Source organism: Cryobacterium flavum (assembly GCF_900103805.1).
Taxonomy (GTDB): domain Bacteria; phylum Actinomycetota; class Actinomycetes; order Actinomycetales; family Microbacteriaceae; genus Cryobacterium; species Cryobacterium flavum.
In genome coordinates this window covers 194039-211667 of record NZ_FNIB01000007.1, presented here as the reverse complement: position 1 = coordinate 211667, position 17629 = coordinate 194039, and the positions used below count along the sequence as shown (strand labels likewise).

Annotated in this window: 17 protein-coding genes; 9 read left to right on the top strand and 8 right to left on the bottom strand. The window is 66.6% G+C overall.

What is annotated here, in order from left to right:
* Nucleotides 1-3: 3 nt before the first annotated feature.
* Entirely contained in the window at nucleotides 4-1611 is a 1608-nt protein-coding gene (locus BLS91_RS12115; RefSeq protein WP_092341103.1) for a carboxyl transferase domain-containing protein, read from the bottom strand.
* Nucleotides 1612-1724: 113 nt separating this feature from the next.
* On the opposite strand from BLS91_RS12115, the gene BLS91_RS12110 reads away from it, so the two are divergent.
* Nucleotides 1725-2321, top strand: a complete 597-nt coding sequence (locus tag BLS91_RS12110; protein ID WP_092341005.1) for an SACE_7040 family transcriptional regulator — start codon at nucleotides 1725-1727, stop codon at nucleotides 2319-2321.
* Here the strand turns inward: BLS91_RS12110 and BLS91_RS12105 are convergent.
* Nucleotides 2318-2941, bottom strand: a complete 624-nt coding sequence (locus tag BLS91_RS12105; protein WP_092341003.1) for a LysE/ArgO family amino acid transporter — start codon at nucleotides 2939-2941, stop codon at nucleotides 2318-2320. The genes BLS91_RS12110 and BLS91_RS12105 overlap by 4 nt on opposite strands.
* Nucleotides 2942-3010: 69 nt before the next feature.
* On the opposite strand from BLS91_RS12105, the gene BLS91_RS12100 reads away from it, so the two are divergent.
* On the top strand, nucleotides 3011-3910 hold the full coding sequence (locus tag BLS91_RS12100; protein WP_092341001.1) for a LysR family transcriptional regulator ArgP: 900 nt from the start codon (nucleotides 3011-3013) through the stop codon (nucleotides 3908-3910).
* Nucleotides 3911-3913: 3 nt separating this feature from the next.
* Here BLS91_RS12100 and BLS91_RS12095 read toward each other — a convergent pair whose 3' ends face one another.
* The 4 genes from BLS91_RS12095 to pdhA form a co-directional block, all read right to left on the bottom strand.
* Nucleotides 3914-4576: a 4a-hydroxytetrahydrobiopterin dehydratase gene (locus BLS91_RS12095; protein WP_092341000.1), complete on the bottom strand. Its 663-nt coding sequence runs from the start codon at nucleotides 4574-4576 to the stop codon at nucleotides 3914-3916.
* Nucleotides 4577-4770: 194 nt separating this feature from the next.
* Nucleotides 4771-6192: a dihydrolipoamide acetyltransferase family protein gene (locus BLS91_RS12090; protein ID WP_092340999.1), complete on the bottom strand. Its 1422-nt coding sequence runs from the start codon at nucleotides 6190-6192 to the stop codon at nucleotides 4771-4773.
* The gene (locus tag BLS91_RS12085) at nucleotides 6189-7148 is read right to left on the bottom strand and encodes an alpha-ketoacid dehydrogenase subunit beta (RefSeq protein ID WP_241983119.1); all 960 of its coding nucleotides are present in this window, start codon (nucleotides 7146-7148) and stop codon (nucleotides 6189-6191) included. The genes BLS91_RS12090 and BLS91_RS12085 overlap by 4 nt, the downstream gene beginning before the upstream one ends.
* A gap of 89 nt (nucleotides 7149-7237) precedes the next feature.
* A complete protein-coding gene (pdhA, locus tag BLS91_RS12080) occupies nucleotides 7238-8350 on the bottom strand; it encodes a pyruvate dehydrogenase (acetyl-transferring) E1 component subunit alpha (RefSeq protein ID WP_092340997.1) in 1113 nt (370 codons plus the stop codon).
* Nucleotides 8351-8481: 131 nt separating this feature from the next.
* On the opposite strand from pdhA, the gene BLS91_RS12075 reads away from it, so the two are divergent.
* The 7 genes from BLS91_RS12075 (at nucleotide 8482) to BLS91_RS12045 (ending at nucleotide 16190) form a co-directional block, all read left to right on the top strand.
* The gene (locus BLS91_RS12075) at nucleotides 8482-8943 is read left to right on the top strand and encodes an Lrp/AsnC family transcriptional regulator (RefSeq protein WP_092340996.1); all 462 of its coding nucleotides are present in this window, start codon (nucleotides 8482-8484) and stop codon (nucleotides 8941-8943) included.
* Between the two features lie 186 nt (nucleotides 8944-9129).
* Complete coding sequence (locus BLS91_RS12070; RefSeq protein WP_092340995.1) at nucleotides 9130-9615, top strand: NADH-quinone oxidoreductase subunit B family protein; 486 nt, start codon at nucleotides 9130-9132, stop codon at nucleotides 9613-9615.
* Nucleotides 9612-11630: a proton-conducting transporter transmembrane domain-containing protein gene (locus BLS91_RS12065; RefSeq protein WP_092340994.1), complete on the top strand. Its 2019-nt coding sequence runs from the start codon at nucleotides 9612-9614 to the stop codon at nucleotides 11628-11630. Before BLS91_RS12070 ends, BLS91_RS12065 begins: the two co-directional genes overlap by 4 nt.
* Entirely contained in the window at nucleotides 11627-12580 is a 954-nt protein-coding gene (locus BLS91_RS12060) for a respiratory chain complex I subunit 1 family protein (protein WP_092340992.1), read from the top strand. Before BLS91_RS12065 ends, BLS91_RS12060 begins: the two co-directional genes overlap by 4 nt.
* A gap of 12 nt (nucleotides 12581-12592) precedes the next feature.
* Entirely contained in the window at nucleotides 12593-13252 is a 660-nt protein-coding gene (locus BLS91_RS12055; protein ID WP_092340991.1) for a hypothetical protein, read from the top strand.
* Entirely contained in the window at nucleotides 13252-14700 is a 1449-nt protein-coding gene (locus tag BLS91_RS12050) for a proton-conducting transporter transmembrane domain-containing protein (RefSeq protein ID WP_092340990.1), read from the top strand. The genes BLS91_RS12055 and BLS91_RS12050 overlap by 1 nt, the downstream gene beginning before the upstream one ends.
* Nucleotides 14700-16190, top strand: a complete 1491-nt coding sequence (locus tag BLS91_RS12045; RefSeq protein WP_198412797.1) for a hydrogenase large subunit — start codon at nucleotides 14700-14702, stop codon at nucleotides 16188-16190. The genes BLS91_RS12050 and BLS91_RS12045 overlap by 1 nt, the downstream gene beginning before the upstream one ends.
* 34 nt (nucleotides 16191-16224) lie before the next feature.
* On the opposite strand, the gene BLS91_RS12040 is transcribed toward BLS91_RS12045, so the two are convergent.
* The gene (locus BLS91_RS12040; protein ID WP_244288015.1) at nucleotides 16225-16530 is read right to left on the bottom strand and encodes an ArsR/SmtB family transcription factor; all 306 of its coding nucleotides are present in this window, start codon (nucleotides 16528-16530) and stop codon (nucleotides 16225-16227) included.
* A gap of 81 nt (nucleotides 16531-16611) precedes the next feature.
* Complete coding sequence (locus tag BLS91_RS12035) at nucleotides 16612-17469, bottom strand: SGNH/GDSL hydrolase family protein (protein WP_092340989.1); 858 nt, start codon at nucleotides 17467-17469, stop codon at nucleotides 16612-16614.
* Nucleotides 17470-17629 lie beyond the last annotated feature (160 nt).

Here is a 17629-nt window from a genome sequence, read left to right as displayed (position 1 = left end):
GGCTCACATCCGGAACAGGCCGAAGGCGGACTCGCCGAGCGGCGCGGTGGCGCAGACGGACAGGGCGAGGCCCAGTACCGTGCGAGTGTCGGCTGGGTCGATGACGCCGTCGTCCCAGAGCCGGGCGGTGGAATAGTACGGGCTGCCCTGAGTCTCGTATTTCGTCAGGATCGGATCCTTGAACGCGGCTTCCGCCTCGGCCGACCAGGTGTCGCCGACGCCCTCGATCTGCTCACGCTTGACGGTTGCGAGCACGGACGAGGCCTGCGGGCCGCCCATCACGGAGATGCGGCTGCCCGGCCACATCCAGAGAAAGCGCGGGGAGTAGGCGCGGCCGCACATGGAGTAGTTGCCGGCGCCGAAGGAGCCGCCGATCACGACGGTGAGCTTGGGCACCCGGGCGGTGGCGACGGCGGTGACCATCTTGGCGCCGTGCTTGGCGATGCCGCCGGCCTCGACCTCTCGGCCCACCATGAAACCGGAGATGTTCTGCAGGAAAACGAGCGGAATTCCCCGCTGGTCGCAGAGTTCGATGAAGTGCGCGCCCTTCTGCGCGGACTCGGCGAACAGGATGCCGTTGTTGGCAACGATGCCCACCGGGTGGCCGTGGATGTGCGCGAACCCGGTCACGAGGGTGATGGCGTATTCGCGCTTGAATTCGTGGAATTCGCTGCCGTCGACGAGGCGCGCAATGACCTCGCGCACGTCGTACTGGCCCTGCACGTCGACCGGGACGGCTCCGTAGAGTTCGCCCTCATCGGCGACCGGGTCGACGGTGGCGATCACTTCCCAGGCGGGGGCCTGGGAACGCGGCAGGGTCGAGACGATGTCACGCACGATCTGCAGGGCGTGCTCGTCGTTCTCGGCGAGGTGGTCGGTGACGCCGGAGACGCGGGCGTGCAACTCGCCGCCGCCGAGCTCCTCGGCGGTGACGATCTCGCCGATCGCGGCCTTCACCAGGGGCGGTCCGCCGAGAAAGATGGTGCCCTGGCCCCGCACGATCACGGTCTCGTCGCTCATCGCCGGAACGTAGGCGCCGCCGGCGGTGCAGGATCCCATGACCGAGGCGATCTGCGGAATCTTGGCCGCGGACATCCGTGCCTGGTTGTAGAAGATGCGGCCGAAGTGGTCGCGGTCGGGGAAAACCTCGTCTTGCAGGGGCAGGAAGGCTCCGCCGGAGTCGACGAGATAGATGCAGGGCAGTCGGTTTTCGAGGGCGATCTCCTGGGCGCGCAGGTGCTTTTTCACCGTCATCGGGTAGTAGGTTCCGCCCTTGACCGTGGCGTCGTTGGAGATCACGAGTACGTAGCGGCCGTGCACGAGGCCGATGCCGGCGATGACGCCCGCGCCGGGACTGTCGTCGTTGTAGAGGCCGGTCGCGGCGAGGGGCGCGATCTCGAGGAAGGGGCTGCCGTCGTCGAGCAGCTGGTCGATGCGCTCGCGGGGCAATAACTTGCCGCGGTCGAGGTGCCGCTGCCGGGACTTCTCCGGACCGCCAAGGGCCGCCGTGGCGAGGCGCTGTTTCAGGTCGGCCACTAGCTGCCGCTGGGCGGCGTCATTGGTCGCAAAGGCCTGAGCGGAGGAGTCGAGCTGGCTCGCGAGTGTCTCCATCGACATCTTTCCGTTTGTGGGGCCGGAGCGCCCGGCATCAACTACAGTTAGTGTTTACTAACTGAAATTCAGGTTAGTCATGATTAACTGAAATGTCTAGTTGAAAGGCTCGCATGAGCACACCGACCGAAACGACGCCGCGCAGCCAGGCCAAGGCCGACCGCAGGGACGCCCTGCTCGGCGCTGCGGCAACCCTGTTCGCCCGCTCGGGCTTCAACGGCGTCTCGATCGAGGACCTCGGTGCGGCCGTCGGGGTGAGCGGACCGGCGGTCTACCGTCATTTCAGCGGCAAGCAGGCCGTTCTCGCCGCCCTCCTCATCGATGTAAGTGAGGATCTCGTGGCCGGCGGCCACACTGTCGTGACCGAAACAACGAATGCCGCGGCCGCCCTGCCCGAACTGGTGCGCTTTCACGTGCGCTTCGCCCTCTCCAACCCCGATGTGATCCGGGTGCAGGATCGCGACCTCGACAGCCTCGCCGAGGCGGACCGGCACCGGGTGCGCCTGCTGCAGCGCGAGTACGTGGAACTGTGGGTGGAGGTGCTGGGGCGCGTGCACCCGTCGAACGACGAAGCCCTGCTCCGAATTCGAGCCCACGCAACCTTCGGACTGCTGAACTCAACACCACACAGCGCCCGCGCCTCCTCGAAGGCGGCCGTACGCGCCCTGCTCGAGGAAATGGCGCTGGCGGCTCTGGGCCTGCGGAGCTAGTGCCCGAGCGCGAGGCGCACACCGAGGGCGATCATCACCACGGCAATGACCGCATCAAGCACTCGCCAGGACGCCGGCTTGGCGAACATCGGCCGCAGCAGGCGCGCCCCGAAGCCAAGCGCGGAGAACCAGACGAAGCTGGCCGCAATGGCGCCTCCCGCCCACCACCAGCGTTCCGTTGCGCCCTGCTGGTTGGCGACAGCGCCGAGGAACAATACGGTGTCGAGGTAGACGTGCGGATTCAGCCAGGTGAGGGCCAGCACGCTCACGACCGCGACCCGCATGCCGGTCGTGGCCACGACCCCCGAGACGACGAGTGCACCAGGGCGAATTGCCCGACGAGCCGCGACGAGCCCGTAGATTATGAGGAAGGCAGAGCCGAGCACGCGGATCACGATGATCGCCACCGGCGCTGCGGCGACGACTACCCCGAGCCCGAGCACGCCGGCCAGGATGAGCACGGCGTCCGACACCGCGCAGATCGCGACGACGGGAACGATGACCCGGTTGTGCCCCTCGAGGCCGAGTCGCAACACGAATGCATTCTGCGATCCGATCGCGATGATGAGGGAGAGCCCGGTGGCGAGGCCGAGCAGGACTGGCAGAAAAGTTGAGGTCACTGGTGTAACGCTAGGCGCTCGCGATAATTCAGTACAGCTATTGTTTCTTAGGCTGGATAAGCTGGTCTAATGCAACGATTTACGCTCGAACAGCTCGCGACTCTGCTCGCGCTCGTGAGCGAGGGGTCGTTTGAGGCGGCCGCTGCCCGGCTGCACGTGACCCCCTCCGCGGTGTCGCAGCGCGTCAAGGCGATGGAGCAGACGAGCGGGCGGGTGCTCGTGCAGCGCACGACCCCGGTCCGGCTCACCGACGCCGGCGACGTGCTGCTGCGCTACGCGCGCCAGGTGGAACTGCTCGAGGCCGACACCGTGCGCCAGCTGCACGAGGGCAGGTCCGACGGTCGGGCGTTTCCTGTGTCGCTCGCGGTGAATGCGGACAGCCTCGCCACCTGGTTTCTCGATGCCCTCGCCGGACTCGGAGAGACCCTCGGTGTGGCCTTCGACCTGCACCGGGAAGACCAGGAACACACGACGAGACTACTGCGCGCCGGGACGGTCATGGCAGCAGTGACCTCCACGCGGGAGGCCGTGCAGGGGTGCATCACCGAGCCGCTCGGTCAGATGCGCTATCACGCCGTCGCGACGCCCATGTTCATCGAGCGCTGGCTGCCGACACATGGCGGCCTGATCGCCCTTCCCCGCGCACCCGTCGTCGCCTTCGAGCGCAACGATGACCTGCAGGAATCGTTTCTGTGCGACCATACCGGCAGTGGCAGCAGCGGGCCGATCCACTACATTCCGACGTCGAACGACTTCGTGCGGGCTATTCTGCTGGGCTTCGGCTGGGGCATGCTGCCCGAACAGCAGTGCGCTGTCGAGATCGCCGATGGTCGTCTGGTCGATCTGGCCCCCAAGTCGGCGGTCGATGTTCCCCTGTTCTGGCAGCGGTGGAACCTCCCTTCGCCCCTGCTGGATGCCGTCTCGACGGCCGTGCGAGCCGAAGCCCGGACGACCCTTCGGCCGTTCTAAGCGTCAGAAGGCGGCGGTGCAGACGCAGAGCTCGTTGCCCTCGACGTCGACGAGCACCCACCAGTCGGGTGCGTGCTCGTCGGTGAGCAGCACGCCGCCGACTTCAAGCACGGCCGCGACCCGTTCCTCGGCGTCGTCACTTGGCACGTAGACGTCGAGATGGATGCGGTTGCGGTCGGTGCGGGCGATCTCCATGTGCTGAAACCAGACCTTGGGGGCGAGGCCGCACGGGTCCACGAGTTCGATGCCGTCGTCGCCGGCCACCTCGGTGTAGCCGAGGCCAGCGCGCCAGAATGGGCGCACGGCATCCGCGTCGGTGCAGTCGATCGCGATGTCATAGCGCGTCGGCTGCGCGGGACGCGAGGTGGCACCGAGGGTGTCGGCGATCTGCTGCACGCGGGCGGCGAGCTCGAGGTCACGCGCGGTGACTCCCCCGGCGTCGTGCGAGGTGAGGGTGAGTGAGACGGTGCCGTAACCCAGGCGTACGTCGGGGTGGTGGTTCATCTGCTCGGCCACGTCGCCGACCCGGTTGACCAGTTCCAGGGCAGAGACGAAGTCCTTGGTGCGGAAAACGGCGTGCAGGCATCCGTCGAGGTGCACGAAAGCTGTGCCCGTCAGCTGCTTCTTCGTCGTGAAGGGGGCTAGGAGTGCACGTTGAGCGTTCATGCCTCCACTCTGCTCCGCCGCCGCACCCCGGTCAACTACCCGTCTGGTGCATAACTCCTGCAATTTGCAGAGCCAAAACTCGGATGCCCCGGAATTCCGCGGAACTCTTTGGGCGGGCTAACAAATTGCAGGAGTTATGCGCACCAGAGTGGGTAAAGACGACTAGTGCAGGGGAGGGAGCGGATCGGCCAGGGTTAGACCATGGTCAGCACGCGGGCCGGGTCGGCCAGGATCGTACCGATGTCGGCGAGAAAGCGGGAACCCTGCTCGCCGTCGACCAGTCGGTGGTCGAACGACAGGCTGAGCGTGAGCACCTTGCGCAGTGCGACCTCGCCGCGATACTCCCACGGCCGAGAACGGATGGCGCCCATCGCCAGAATCGCCGCCTCGCCAGGGTTCAGGATGGGCGTGCCGGCATCGATGCCGAACACTCCGATATTGGTGATGGTGATCGTGCCGCCGGACAGCGCCGCCGGGGTGGTGGTGCCGGACCTGGCCGCCGTGGTGAGTTCGGCGAGCGCGGCAGCCAGGCCACGCAGGTCGAGCCGGTCAGCATCGACGATGTTCGGCACGAGCAGCCCACGCGGGGTTGCGGCAGCGATGCCGAGGTTCACGTGGTGGAACTGCACGATCTCACCGGCCGGCTCGTCCCAGCGGGTGTTCACCGAGGGGGTGCGCCCGACGGCGAGGCAGAGCGCTTTGGCCACCACGGTGAGGATCCCGATGCCGGCGCCTTCGAACTGCCGGTCGGTGCGCAGGGAATCGAGCAGTTCGACGGTCGGTGTGACGTCGATGGTGAGGAACTCGGTCACGTGCGGCGCGGTGAACGCGCTCTGCACCATCGCTGCCGCGGTGAGCTTGCGCAGGCTCTTGATCGGCGAGCGGGTCTCGCGCACGTCGTCGCCGCGGCTCGTGGCCGGTGCCGCTGTGGGCGGTACCGCTGTGGGCGATACAGGCTCCCCGTGCACGGCGGGAGTCGGCACGGATTCGGTGATGTGGGCGCGAACGTCGTCCCGAGTGATCAGACCGTCTTTTCCGGTTCCGGTCACCGTAGTGAGGTCGATACCGAGGTCGCGGGCCAGGGCCCGCACCGGCGGCGTCGAGCGCGGGCGTTCGGCAAGTGGTACCGGGACGGGTGCCACGGCGGGCTGGTCGGTGGATACTGCGGCCGGCGTCACCGCGGGCACCGGCGCGGCGGTCGTCGAAGTTGCGGGAGCGGGCACCGATTCCGCGCCACCCGCGCGTGCCCGACGCTGGGGGTGGCCGCCGCGCTCGACGGCGGGGCCATAGCCGACCAGGTTGGCCTCGCGCTGCTCAGCCGGAGCGGCGGCGCCGGCCGTGGTATCCGTTGGTGCCGTAGAAGTCGGTTCGGCCCCGCCGCCGATGTCGAAGCTGACAATGGGTTCGCCGACGTGCACGACCACACCGGCCGGCTGGTGCAGCACGCTGACCACTCCAGCGAACGGGCTCGGCAGTTCGACCACGGCCTTGGCGGTTTCCACGTCAGCGATGTGCTGGTTGAGCGTGACCTCGTCGCCCGGAGCTACGAGCCAGGCCACAATCTCACTCTCGGTGAGACCCTCACCGAGGTCGGGCAGTTTGAATACCTTGATCATCGACGCCCCATGACCCGGTCGACACCGTCGAGAATGCGGTCGAGGTCGGGCAGGTAGTGGCTCTCCAGCTTGGCTGGCGGGTAGGGCACGTCGAAGCCGGTCACCCGCACCGGGGCGGCCTCCAGGTAGCTGAAGCAGCGTTCGGTGATGGTCGCGATGATCTCCCCGCCGAGTCCACCCGACTGGGCTGCCTCATGGGTCACCACCACACGCCCGGTCTTTCGAACGGATGCCTCCACCACCGCATAGTCCACCGGTGACAGCGACCGCAGGTCGATGACCTCGATCGAGATTCCCTCGTCGAACGCGGCCAGCGCCGCGTCCTTCGCGGTGGACACGAGCGCGCCGTAGGTGAGGAGCGTGATATCCGTTCCCGGAGTCACGATGACGGCTTGCTCCATCGGGGCGCCGAGCTCCGGCACGACCTCACCCTTCACGTGGTAGCGACGCTTGGGTTCGAAGTAGAGCACCGGGTCGTCGCTGGCGATGGCCTGGCGAATGAGGCTGTAGGCGTCTTGGGCATTGGAGACGGCGATCACGCGCAGTCCGGAGGTGTGGGTGAAGTAGGCCTCGGGTGATTCGGAGTGGTGTTCGGCCGCTCCGATTCCGCCGCCGAATGGCACCCGGATGGTGATCGGCATGCGCACGGCTCCCTGGGTGCGGTAGTGGAACTTCGCGACCTGGCTGACGATCTGGTCGAAGCCGGGAAAGATGAAGCCGTCGAACTGAATCTCGCAGACCGGGCGGTAGCCACGGTAGGCCAGGCCGACTGCGGTGCCGATGATTGCCGATTCGGCGAGCGGTGTGTCAATGACCCGGCGAGCGCCGAACTGGGCGAGCAGGTCGCTCGTGACCCGGAAGACACCGCCGAGGGCGCCGATGTCCTCGCCGAGGAGCACCACCTTGGGGTCGTCGAGCATGGCCTGGCGCAGGCCCTCGTTGATGGCCTTGCCCATGGTGAGGGTCTTGGTCTCGGTCAACGGGACCGGCTTCGGGGCATCAAGGCCGGGCAAGGTGGTGGGGGTCGTCAGGGTGGTCATGGTCATCACACCGTTCCATTTTGTTCAGCAATATCGAATTGTGTTCCAAAGCTCGTGAGATACCCGGCATACTCGGCGCGCTGGCGCTCCAGGGTGGCGTTGGGAGTGGAGTAGACATGGTCGAATACGCTGAGCGGCTCGGGGTCCGGCATGCCGATGCAGCCGGCGCGCAACTCGGCGGCCGCGGCATCGGCGATCGCCTGGGTGGCCGCTTCAACCTCGGGGGTGATTTCACCGAGCTTCGTCAGTAACCGGTGCAGGCGCAGCAACGGGTCGCGGGTCTTCCACTCGGCCAGTTCGGCCGGGTCTCGGTAGCGGGTGGGGTCATCCGCTGTGGTGTGCGGTCCCATGCGGTAGGTGACCGCTTCGATGAAGGTGGGGCCGCCGCCGGTGCGGGCCCGGTCGAGTGCGATTCGGGTCGCGGCCATGACCGCGATCACGTCGTTGCCGTCGATGCGCAGGCTCGGGATGCCGAAACCCGGCGCGCGATCGGCGATGTTGCGGTGAGCCTGTACCCCGACCGGTTCGGAGATGGCCCACTGGTTGTTCTGGCAGAAGAAGACGACCGGGGCCTGGAAACTCGCCGCGAAGACCATGGCCTCGTTAACGTCCCCCTGGCTCGTGGCGCCGTCACCGAAGTAGGTGATGGCCACGGCATCTGTTTCGTCGCGCTGGGCGCCGAGGGCCCAGCCGGTGGCGTGCAGGGTCTGCGCGCCGATGATGATGTTCGGGGTGGCCATCTGGACGGTGTACGGGTCCCAGCCGGACTGGGCGTTGCCGCGCCAGACCTTGACGATGTCGGTGAGGTTCACGCCGCGACAGTAGGCGACCGCGTTCTCGCGGTAGCTCGGAAAGATGAAGTCGTCGCTGCGCAGGGCGCGAGCGGAGCCGACCTGCGCGGCTTCCTGGCCGAGCAGCGGCGGCCACAGGCCGAGCTCGCCCTGGCGTTGCAGGGCGGTCGCCTCGGTGTCGATGCGGCGCACCACGACCATGTCGCGGTAGAGCGCCAGAAGGGCCAACCCGTCGAGATCGTCGACCCACGGGTCGAAGTCGGGCCGGGGCATCCGCTCGCCGTCAATCGAGAGAAGCTGCACCAGCTGGGGGGAGAAATCAATCATGGGTCGCTCCGAGCGTCATTGCTAAAGTTGACGTGAGCCTATGTCGACCCGACAGGGAGCACAACCACTGTGAAAAATAGTGAGCAGAGTGCCCTATTCAGGCTCGCCAGACCGTGTTAATGTTTTGCACTATGTACAGCCTTGACAAGACCGACACGAAGCTACTCCAAGCGCTCTCCGCCGACCCGCGCAGCACCTTCGTCGCGCTCGCCGACACCCTGGGCCTCTCCCGCAACACCGTGCAGGCGCGCATGAAGCGATTGGAAGACTCTGGCGCCTTTCTCGGCTTCGATCGCCGGATCAATCCGGCCGCCCTCGGCTACCCGCTGACCGCATTCATCGAGGTGCACGTGCAGCAGAAAAGGCTCGCGCAGATCGTGATCGACCTCGCGCTGATCCCCGAAATCGTGCAGGCGCACGGCATGAGCGGGCAGACCGACCTGCTGGTACGGGTCGTCTGCACGGATGCCGCCGACCTGTTTCGCATCGACGGCACGATCCTCGCCTGCGAGGGTGTCGAACGCACGGAGACCTCGCTGGCCATGGGCGAGGTCATCCCGTATCGCCTCACCCCGCTGCTCGACCGTGGCTAGTCGTCGGGATCTATTTGCTAATTTCTTCATATAGTTATATAAAGAAGTTATGAAGTTATTTGCGCTGGTAGTCTTTCACTCAACCAGACGCACCGCAGAATCCGTCGCCTGCCCAACACCTTCGACTTTCGCGCTCCCCACAGAAGGCACCAGCTTCGTGAACATGCATGCACACCGGGGACTCGTATGAGCTTCCTGCGATTGGCCACCCTTATTCGTAACGGCTCACGCATCGCCGAACCGGCCCCGCCCGCCCCGCCACTGTTGGCGGGAGCTGAAGTGTTCGGTGGCAGCGTGCAGGTGCGGTTCATCAACGCCGGCGGCTGCAACGACTGTGCGCTCGAAGTGTCCGCAGCCTTCGGCCCGGTCTACGACGTGGAACGCTACGGCGTGCGCCTCGTGCCCTCACCGCGGCACGCCGACGTCCTACTCATCGTCGGCAGTGTCACCCGCAATATGGCGGAGCCGCTACGTCGGACGATTGAGGCCACCCCGACCCCCCGGTTTGTGATCGCGGTCGGCGACTGTGCCCTGCACGGCGGTGCCTTCCGCGACGGCTACGGCATCATGGGTCCGGTGTCCGACTTCGTGCACGTCGATATCGAGGTACCAGGCAGTCCGCCGGAACCGACCGAAATCGTGCAGGCCCTCCGCCGGATGACCGGCCGATGACCGGCATCGGAGCTGGGCTCCTCCTGCAACTGGGCCTCGGCGCGCTGGCCGTCACGAGCGCCCTTCTGGCGGCACCGTCCCTGCGGTCACGGGCGGGCGGCATCCTCTGTACCCTCATCGCCGTCACCGGCTTTGTGACCGGCCTCGACGCCCTGCTCGGCGCCACCGGCGGCCTGCTCATTCCGATCGCCCTGCCAATGGACCCGCTACTGCTGGCTCCCGACCGCCTCGGCGGCCTGTTCATGCTCGTGGTTTCCGGCGTCGGCATTCTCGTGTCGCTCTACTCGATGAGTTCCACCCGCGGCCCCGACGCCAGCCGCACCGCCTGGGTGGCGATGCCGGTATTCCTCGTGGGAATGCAGCTGGTACCGGCCGCGACCGACTCGGTGTCGTTCCTGCTGGCCTGGGAGATCATGACCCTCGGCTCCACCGTGCTGCTGCTCGCCGACCATGCCAGCCGCGCCACCGTCGCCTCGGCCGGCATCTGGTACTCGGCCATGTCCCAGTTGAGCTTCTTCTTCATTCTGGCCGGATTCGCCGTGCTCGCTGCCGCGTCGGGCGGAACCAGCTTCACCAACCTGCAGGCGATCGAACCCGGCTCGTGGGCGGCGAACGTGGCCTTCGTGCTGTTCCTACTCGGTTTCGGCGGCAAGGCCGAACTGGTGCCGCTGCACGTCTGGGTCCCCCGGGTGCTGCCCGAAGCTCCCAGCCACGTCTCGGCCGCGATGAGCGGGGCCATGGTCAAGATCGGCGTGTACGGCGGCCTGCTGGTCTGCGTACGGCTACTCCCCGACGGTCCGGCCTGGTGGGGAATCGCGATCATGCTGGTCGGAGGCGCATCCGCTCTTTACGGCATTCTGCAGGCGTCCGTGTCGAGTGACCTCAAGGTGTTGCTCGCCTACTCGACCACTGAGAACATGGGCCTGGTCTTTCTCGGCCTCGGGGCGAGTATGCTGCTGCGCGGCTACGACGCCACCGCAGCAGCAGATGCCGCGCTCGTCGCCGCCCTGCTCCTCGCCGTCAGCCACGCCGCGTTCAAATCCACGCTGTTCCTCGGCGCCGGCGCCATCATCCACGCCACCGGCGAGCGCAACCTGGACCGCCTCGGCGGACTCGGCGCCCGCATGCCGGTCACCGCCGCCGCGTTCGGCATCGCGAGCCTCGGCGCCGCCGCCATTCCGATCACCAGCGGCTTCGTCGCCGAGTGGATGCTGCTGCAGTCACTCATCCACGGTGGTCGTCAGGGCGGGGCGGTCGTCTCGGTCGCGGCATCCGTCGCCATGCCCCTGGCCGTCGCCGTGATCGCCCTCACCGCGGGCCTGGCCCTGCTCACCTTCGTCAAGGCCTACGGCATTGCCTTCCTGGCCCGCCCCCGCAGCGCCCCAGCAGCGGATGCCCGCGAGGTGCCGCCGCTCATGCAGCTCTCCCTCGCGCTCGGCGCCCTCTCCGTGCTCGCTCTCGGGCTGCTCCCCGGGCCGATCGCCGCGCTCGTGGCGAACACGGTCAGCTCGAACCCCACCGCCGCAGTGCAGTCGGTCGGTCTGGGCGGGGTGTCGCTACCCGGTATCGGGGCGGTACTGGACCCGATCATGCTCGTCGTGCTCTCCGCCCTCGTCGCCATCCCGGTGGTCGTGTCGATCGTCGTGTCGGCCCGGCGGCATCCGCATCGCACCGTCGACCTGCCCTGGGGTGGCGGCGGTTCCCGGGCGCGGCCGCGCATGCAGTACACAGCGACGTCCTACGCCGAACCACTGGTGCGGGTCTTCGACGACGTGCTCAAGCCGTCCCGTGATGTGCAGGTCACCCACGTGGCTGAGTCGCGCTATCTGGTGGAAAAAGTACGGGTCGAACAACACGTCTCCGACGTGATTGAAACCCGGCTGTATCGGCCGGTACTCAACCTGTTCCAGCGTTACGGCATCGTCGTACGGCATGTGGCCAACGGCAGCATCCACCGCTATCTGTCCTATTCTTTCGTTGCTCTGCTGATCGTGCTGATTGTGGTCTCGCTATGAACGCCGTCGTCAGCGCCATCATCATCGCTTTCGTGCAGGTCCTGCTGTTCGTCTTCCTCGCCCCGCTCCTCATGGGCGTGATCCGCCAGGTGCGGGCCACCATCGAAGGTCGAGCCGGTGCCGGAATCTGGCAGCCCTGGCGCGACGTGCGCAAACTGCTCGCGAAGAATCCGGTGCGTGCCGAAGGCAGCAGCTGGATGCTCAAGGCAGGCCCGGTCGCTCTGATGGTCTCCAGCCTGCTGCTCTGCGTGCTGCTGCCGCTCGTGGGGACCATACCGTTCCCGTCCATTCCGAGCGACCTGTTCGTGATCGTCTCGGTCATGCTCATCGGCGTGGTCGCGCTCGCTCTCGTCGGACTCGACGGTGGTACGGCCTTCGGCGGCATGGGATCCAGCCGACATATGACCGTCGCGGCCCTGGTCGAACCCACCCTGTTGCTCTCGGTCTACGCTCTGTCGATTCCGGCCGGAACCAGCACAATCTCGGCGATCGTCGAGACCCGGCTGTTCTCCCCCGAGGTGATCATCTCGCCCGTCAGTGTGTTGGCGCTCGTGGCATTGTCGATTGCGATTATGGCTGAAACAGCTCGGCTGCCCGTCGATAATCCGGGCACCCACCTCGAACTGACTATGCTGCACGAGGCAATGACCCTCGAAGCGAGCGGCCGCGACCTGGCCTGGCTCGAGGTCGGTTCCTGGCTGAAACTGGCCGCCCTGCTCGGCTTGGTCAGCAACCTGGTCGTGCCGTGGGGTGTCGTCACCGATTTCAGCGCTCTGGGCCTCGCGATCGGCGTGGTCAGCATCGCCGTGAAAGTGCTCGTGCTCGGTGTTCTGCTCAGTGTCGGCGAGATCTTTTTAGCCAAGGTGCGCCTGTTCCAGGTCCCCGAGCTTCTCGCGGGTTCCTTTGCCCTCGCCTTCCTGGCCGTCACCGCCTCCTACCTGGTCGCCTGAGGAGCATCCGTCGTGTTTGAAACTTTCTATCCCCAACTGATCGGCTTCTGCACCGGCGCCCTGCTGCTCACGAGCGCGCTGATGGTCTGGCGTCATTCCCTGCTCGCCTCGATTCGCCTGCTCGCCCTGCAGGGGGTAGCCCTCGCCGCGCTCGTGGCGGTGATCGGCATCGCCGAGGGCGAGTCCGAACTGGTGCTGGTGTCGCTGCTGATCCTGTCGGTGAAGGGCGTCGGCCTGCCCTGGGTGCTCGCTCACCAGTCCAAGGCGTCGATCAAGCAGATTCAGGAATCGCCCCGACTCAACCCGACCGCCGCGCTGCTCGCCGTCACCCTGCTGACGATTCTCAGCTACGTCGTGGTCAGCCGCGTCTTCGGCCTCGGCGACAGTGAGACCGGCCACGCCGCACCGATCGGCCTGGCCATGGTGCTCATCGGCTTTCTGCTGCTGATCAGCAGGCGCCGTGCGCGCTCCCAGCTCATCGGCTTTCTGCTGCTCGACAACGGCATCGCCACCATCGCCTTTTTGACCAGCGGCGGCGTGCCTATTCTGCTCGAGTTCGCAGTCTCCCTCGACGTTCTGCTGGTCGTGCTCATTTTGCACGTGTTCGCCGGCCGCATGCGCACCAAGTTCGGCGGCACTGCCGTTGATCAGCTCAGAGAGTTGCACGACTGATGTCATTTGTTCTGTGGATTCCCCTGGTCGGCCCACTGGCCTTCGCCGGCCTCAGCCTGCTGCTGCGCGGATCGGCACTGCGCCGTTTCGTCGGAGTCGCCGCGTCGAGCGCGGTGCTCGTCTCCGGCCTGCTGCTGGTCAGCGCGGTGCTCGACGGTGCCGTGTTCGAAAGCGGCGGCGGCATGCTGCGTGCCGACGCCCTCTCGGCCTACATGCTCAGCGTCGTCGGAGCGGTCGGACTCATCTCCACCTGGGGTGGCCTCAGCAGCGCGGCGTCGAGCCGCACCAGGGATGCCGCCGGCTACGAGGCGCTCATCGCCTTGTTCCTGGCCGCGATGTCACTCGCCGTGCTGGCCGACAGCATCGGCCTGATGTGGGCCGCCGTTGAGGCAACGACCATCGCCACCGCATTCCTGGTCGGCCACCACCGCACCCGCCGGTCCCTCGAAGCAGCCTGGAAATACGTCATCCTCGGCTCGGTCGGTGTGGCCATCGCGCTGCTGGGTATCGTGCTGATCTACGCTGCCTCGGTCGGTACCGACACCCCGACCCTGTCCTGGGTGCTCCTGAGCCAGGCCGACCGCGGCCTCGACCCGGCGCTGATCACCGCCGGCGGCGCCCTGGCCGTGCTCGGTTTCGCCACCAAGTCGGGTCTCGCCCCGATGCACAGCTGGCTGCCGGATGCCCACAGCCAGGCCCCAGCTCCGGTCTCCGGCCTCATGTCGGGCGTGCTGCTCTCGGTCGCGCTCTACGCCATCCTGCGCATCCAGTCGATCACCAACCTCGTGATCGGCCCGGAGTTTCTGCGCACCATGCTCAGCATCGGCGGCCTGCTCTCCCTGCTCGTGGCCGCGTCACTGCTCATTCGCCAACGCGACTACAAGCGGATGCTCGCCTACTCCAGCATCGAACACATGGGCCTGATGGCGATCGGTGTGGCGATCGGCCCGGCCGCGCTCCCCTCGGTGCTGCTGTACATTCTCGGCCACGGCCTGATCAAGGCAACCCTGTTCGTGATCTCCGGTCGTATCCTCAAGGTCGAGGGCACCCCGGTGATCTCGGACGTGCGCGCATTGTTGGTGCGACGGCCTGGCCTCGCCGTACCCTGGCTCATCGCCATGGCCGCCATCGTCGGCTTTCCCCCGTTCAGCATCTTCTTCTCTGAGGTCGGCATCATCATGGCTGGCTGGTCGGTGGGCCTGGGCGGCGTCGTCGGAGCGGCCCTCGTGCTGCTTCTGGTGATCTTCGCCGCGTTCACCCGCCTCACCGTGCAGATGACCATCGGCGCTCCCCCGGACGGCGCCGCGTTCACACCCGACTATTCGACCCACGGCCCGCGCCTGCCGATCATCCTGGCCCTGGTCACGACAGCCACGATCGCTTTCGTGGCCGAACCGGTCGGCACTCTACTGTTGCAGGCCACAGCCGTTCTCGGAGGTACCAACTAATGGCTGACGAACTAATGCCGGGCGAACTCCGCCACCTCGACCGTGCGGAATTGCCGGCCGCCGCCGGGGCGCTGCTCGATGCCGGCAGCCGGCTGGCCCTGGTCGCCTGCCACGAAGACGACGACCACTTTCGCATCGTCTATTCCTTCGTCGGGGCCGCATCGTTGCGGGCCGACCTGGTGGTCACTGTGCCGCGGGACGATGCCTGGATTCCCAGCCTCGCCGAGATCTCCCTGCCGGCCGGCAACTTCGAGCGCGGCATCCGCGACCTGTACGGCGTCGTTCCCCGCAACCACCCGCAACCGCACCGCCTGGTTCGCCACGGCCACTGGCCGCGCGGCTGGTACCCGATGCTGCGCGCCAACGCCATCGTGCCCGAGTTCGAGCCCGACGTCGAGTCATTCCCCTTCGTGCCGGTTGAGGGCCCCGGCGTCTATGAGATCGCCGTCGGTCCGATTCACGCCGGCATCATCGAGCCCGGCCACTTTCGCTTCTCGGTCGTCGGCGAGACCATCGTGCGCATGGAAGCCCGCCAGTGGTACCTACACCGTGGTGTCGAGAAGGTGTTCGAGGGCAAGACTGCGGGCGAAGGCGTGCTTCTGGCCGAGCAGATCAGCGGCGACACCGCCGTCGGTCACTCCCTCGCCTTCGTCATGGCTGTCGAGCAGGCCGCCGGTATCGAGGTGTCGGAGCCCGACCGGCTGCTGCGTGCTCTGCTTCTGGAACTCGAGCGTCTCTACAACCACGTGACCGATCTTGGTTCCCTGGCCAACGACGTGGGGTTCAGCATCATTGACGCGCACGCCCAGGGGCTCCGTGAGCAGCTGCTGCGCATCAATAAGTCGGTCACCGGACACCGACTCCTGCGCGGTGCGCTGAGCGTCGGCGGCACCCGTGTGAACGCGCTCCCCGAAGCCGCCGATCTGGTGCGCATTGCCGCAGCCATGGCCGAACTGGCCGGCATCACGCTCGGCCATGCCATCGTGCGCGGCCGTTTCACCGGCACGGCCCGGCTCTCCAACGCGCACGCGACCCAGATCGGAACGCTTGGCTACGTCGCGCGCGCGTCGGGTATCGACACGGATGCCCGCAACGAGCATCCGTTCGTCAATCTCGGCGAAGTCTTTCACGTCGTGACCGAAGACAGCGGCGACGTGCTCGCCCGGTACACCGTGCGCGCCCGCGAGGTCGAGGTGTCGACCGCGGTCGCCGTCGACCTGCTCCGACGCCTGCAGGGCCACACCGGAACCGCGTTCAGCGTGAACCCGACGAGCGCTGGCACCGGGCTCGCCCTGGTCGAAGCGTGGCGCGGAACGGCAACCCACCGAGTTGAACTCGCCGCCAACGGCACGCTCGCCCGCGTCAAGGTCGTCGACCCGTCGTTCCTGAACTGGCCGGCCGTACCGGATGCCCTGTCGGAAACCATTGTTCCCGACTTTCCGCTGGCCAATAAGAGCTTCAACCTCTCCTACGCCGGCAACGACCTGTAGGCCGGCTCAGGCCCGTTCGGGCGGAAAGCAGCAACTACTCTTGCTCGAGGTGGCGGAGCAGGGCGTGCGAGTCGGTGAGGTTGGCCAGCACCATACGCTTGGCCGCGGCCAGCAGCTCAACCGCGCTCGGGTCGCGCAGGGCATAGAAAATGGAGTTACCTTCCCGGCGGGTGACGACGACGCCGGCACGGCGCAGTACGCCCAGCTGCTGGGACAGGTTAGACAGCTCGCAGCCGAGTGCTTCGGCGAGTGACCCCACCGAGCGTTCGCCGGCGACGAGCTGTTCCAAAACCTGCACGCGCAACGGATGCCCGAGCGACTTGAACAAGTCGGACTTCAATTGGGCAGCGGGCAAACCTGAAGACAACACAAGTTTAGTATATCGTTACCTTATGATTCTTTCAACTAGATAGGGCCGCTCTCACCTGCGGCGCAGCAGCCCGTCATTCACGAGGGCACGCGCGTAGCCGAGGCTGTTGCCGAGGGCGTTCGGGTGAAAGTTGGCCGACGCGAATGGGTTCAGCGGATCAAACGCGAAGTATGGTACTCGCGAACCTACACCGTGCGCGGCGAATTCCTGCGAGGCATCAACGAAGCGGATGCGCGGGATCGCCATCGCAGCGACGGATCCGGCAATCACCGTGTTCAGCGCGTCTGTGGCCCCATTGAGTACATCGCCCAGCTGGGAGAATCCGGGCTTGAACTGGCGCGGGTAGCTCAAGACCGCGATCTTCGCCTGCGGCAGCGTTGCCGCTACCAGGCCATACGTGCCCACGAGCTTGGGAGCGAGAACGCTCAGCTGAGCCACGCTGTTGTTGATTGCACCGAGGCAAACCGGACTGGCCGGGTCGGGCGCACAGGCCGCCAACACGACGTTGGAGCCGGCATCGATGCCGCCAACGGTGAGGGTGACGAGGGCGGTACTGGGGCTCACTCCGAGAAGTTGAGCCGGGATATCCGCTGTGCTGGCCCCGGAACAGGCATTATTCGACACAAGTCGATAGGGGCTGATTACGGCCGAGAAGATCGGGTAGCTCGCCCGCTTGGAACGCAGGCAAGCGGTGCCGTCGAACATGTACGGCGGCGCGCCCTGACCAGAGGTGAATGAGTCGCCCAGGGCGACATAGCCGGGAGCGGATGCGCCAACCGAGGCTGCGGGACCGGAATTGGTCTCAGCCAGTGCCGGGGCGCTCACCGCGCCAGCGAGCAGGGCGCCCGTGAGTACAGCGACGGCACCGAGGCGTTGCAGGAATCGTAAAACTAATCGTTGATTTGTCATGCCGCGAAAGTAGACCCGGTCATCAGACCCCGCAAGGCGTTGTCAACGACTCAGATTCGGGCCGCGCGCGAAAAGGCCCGCACTGCAAGCAGTGCGGGCCTTCCGTCTACCCGACCGACCTGGCGAGAGGTGATCGGGAGATCTATTGGGACCGGTCTTC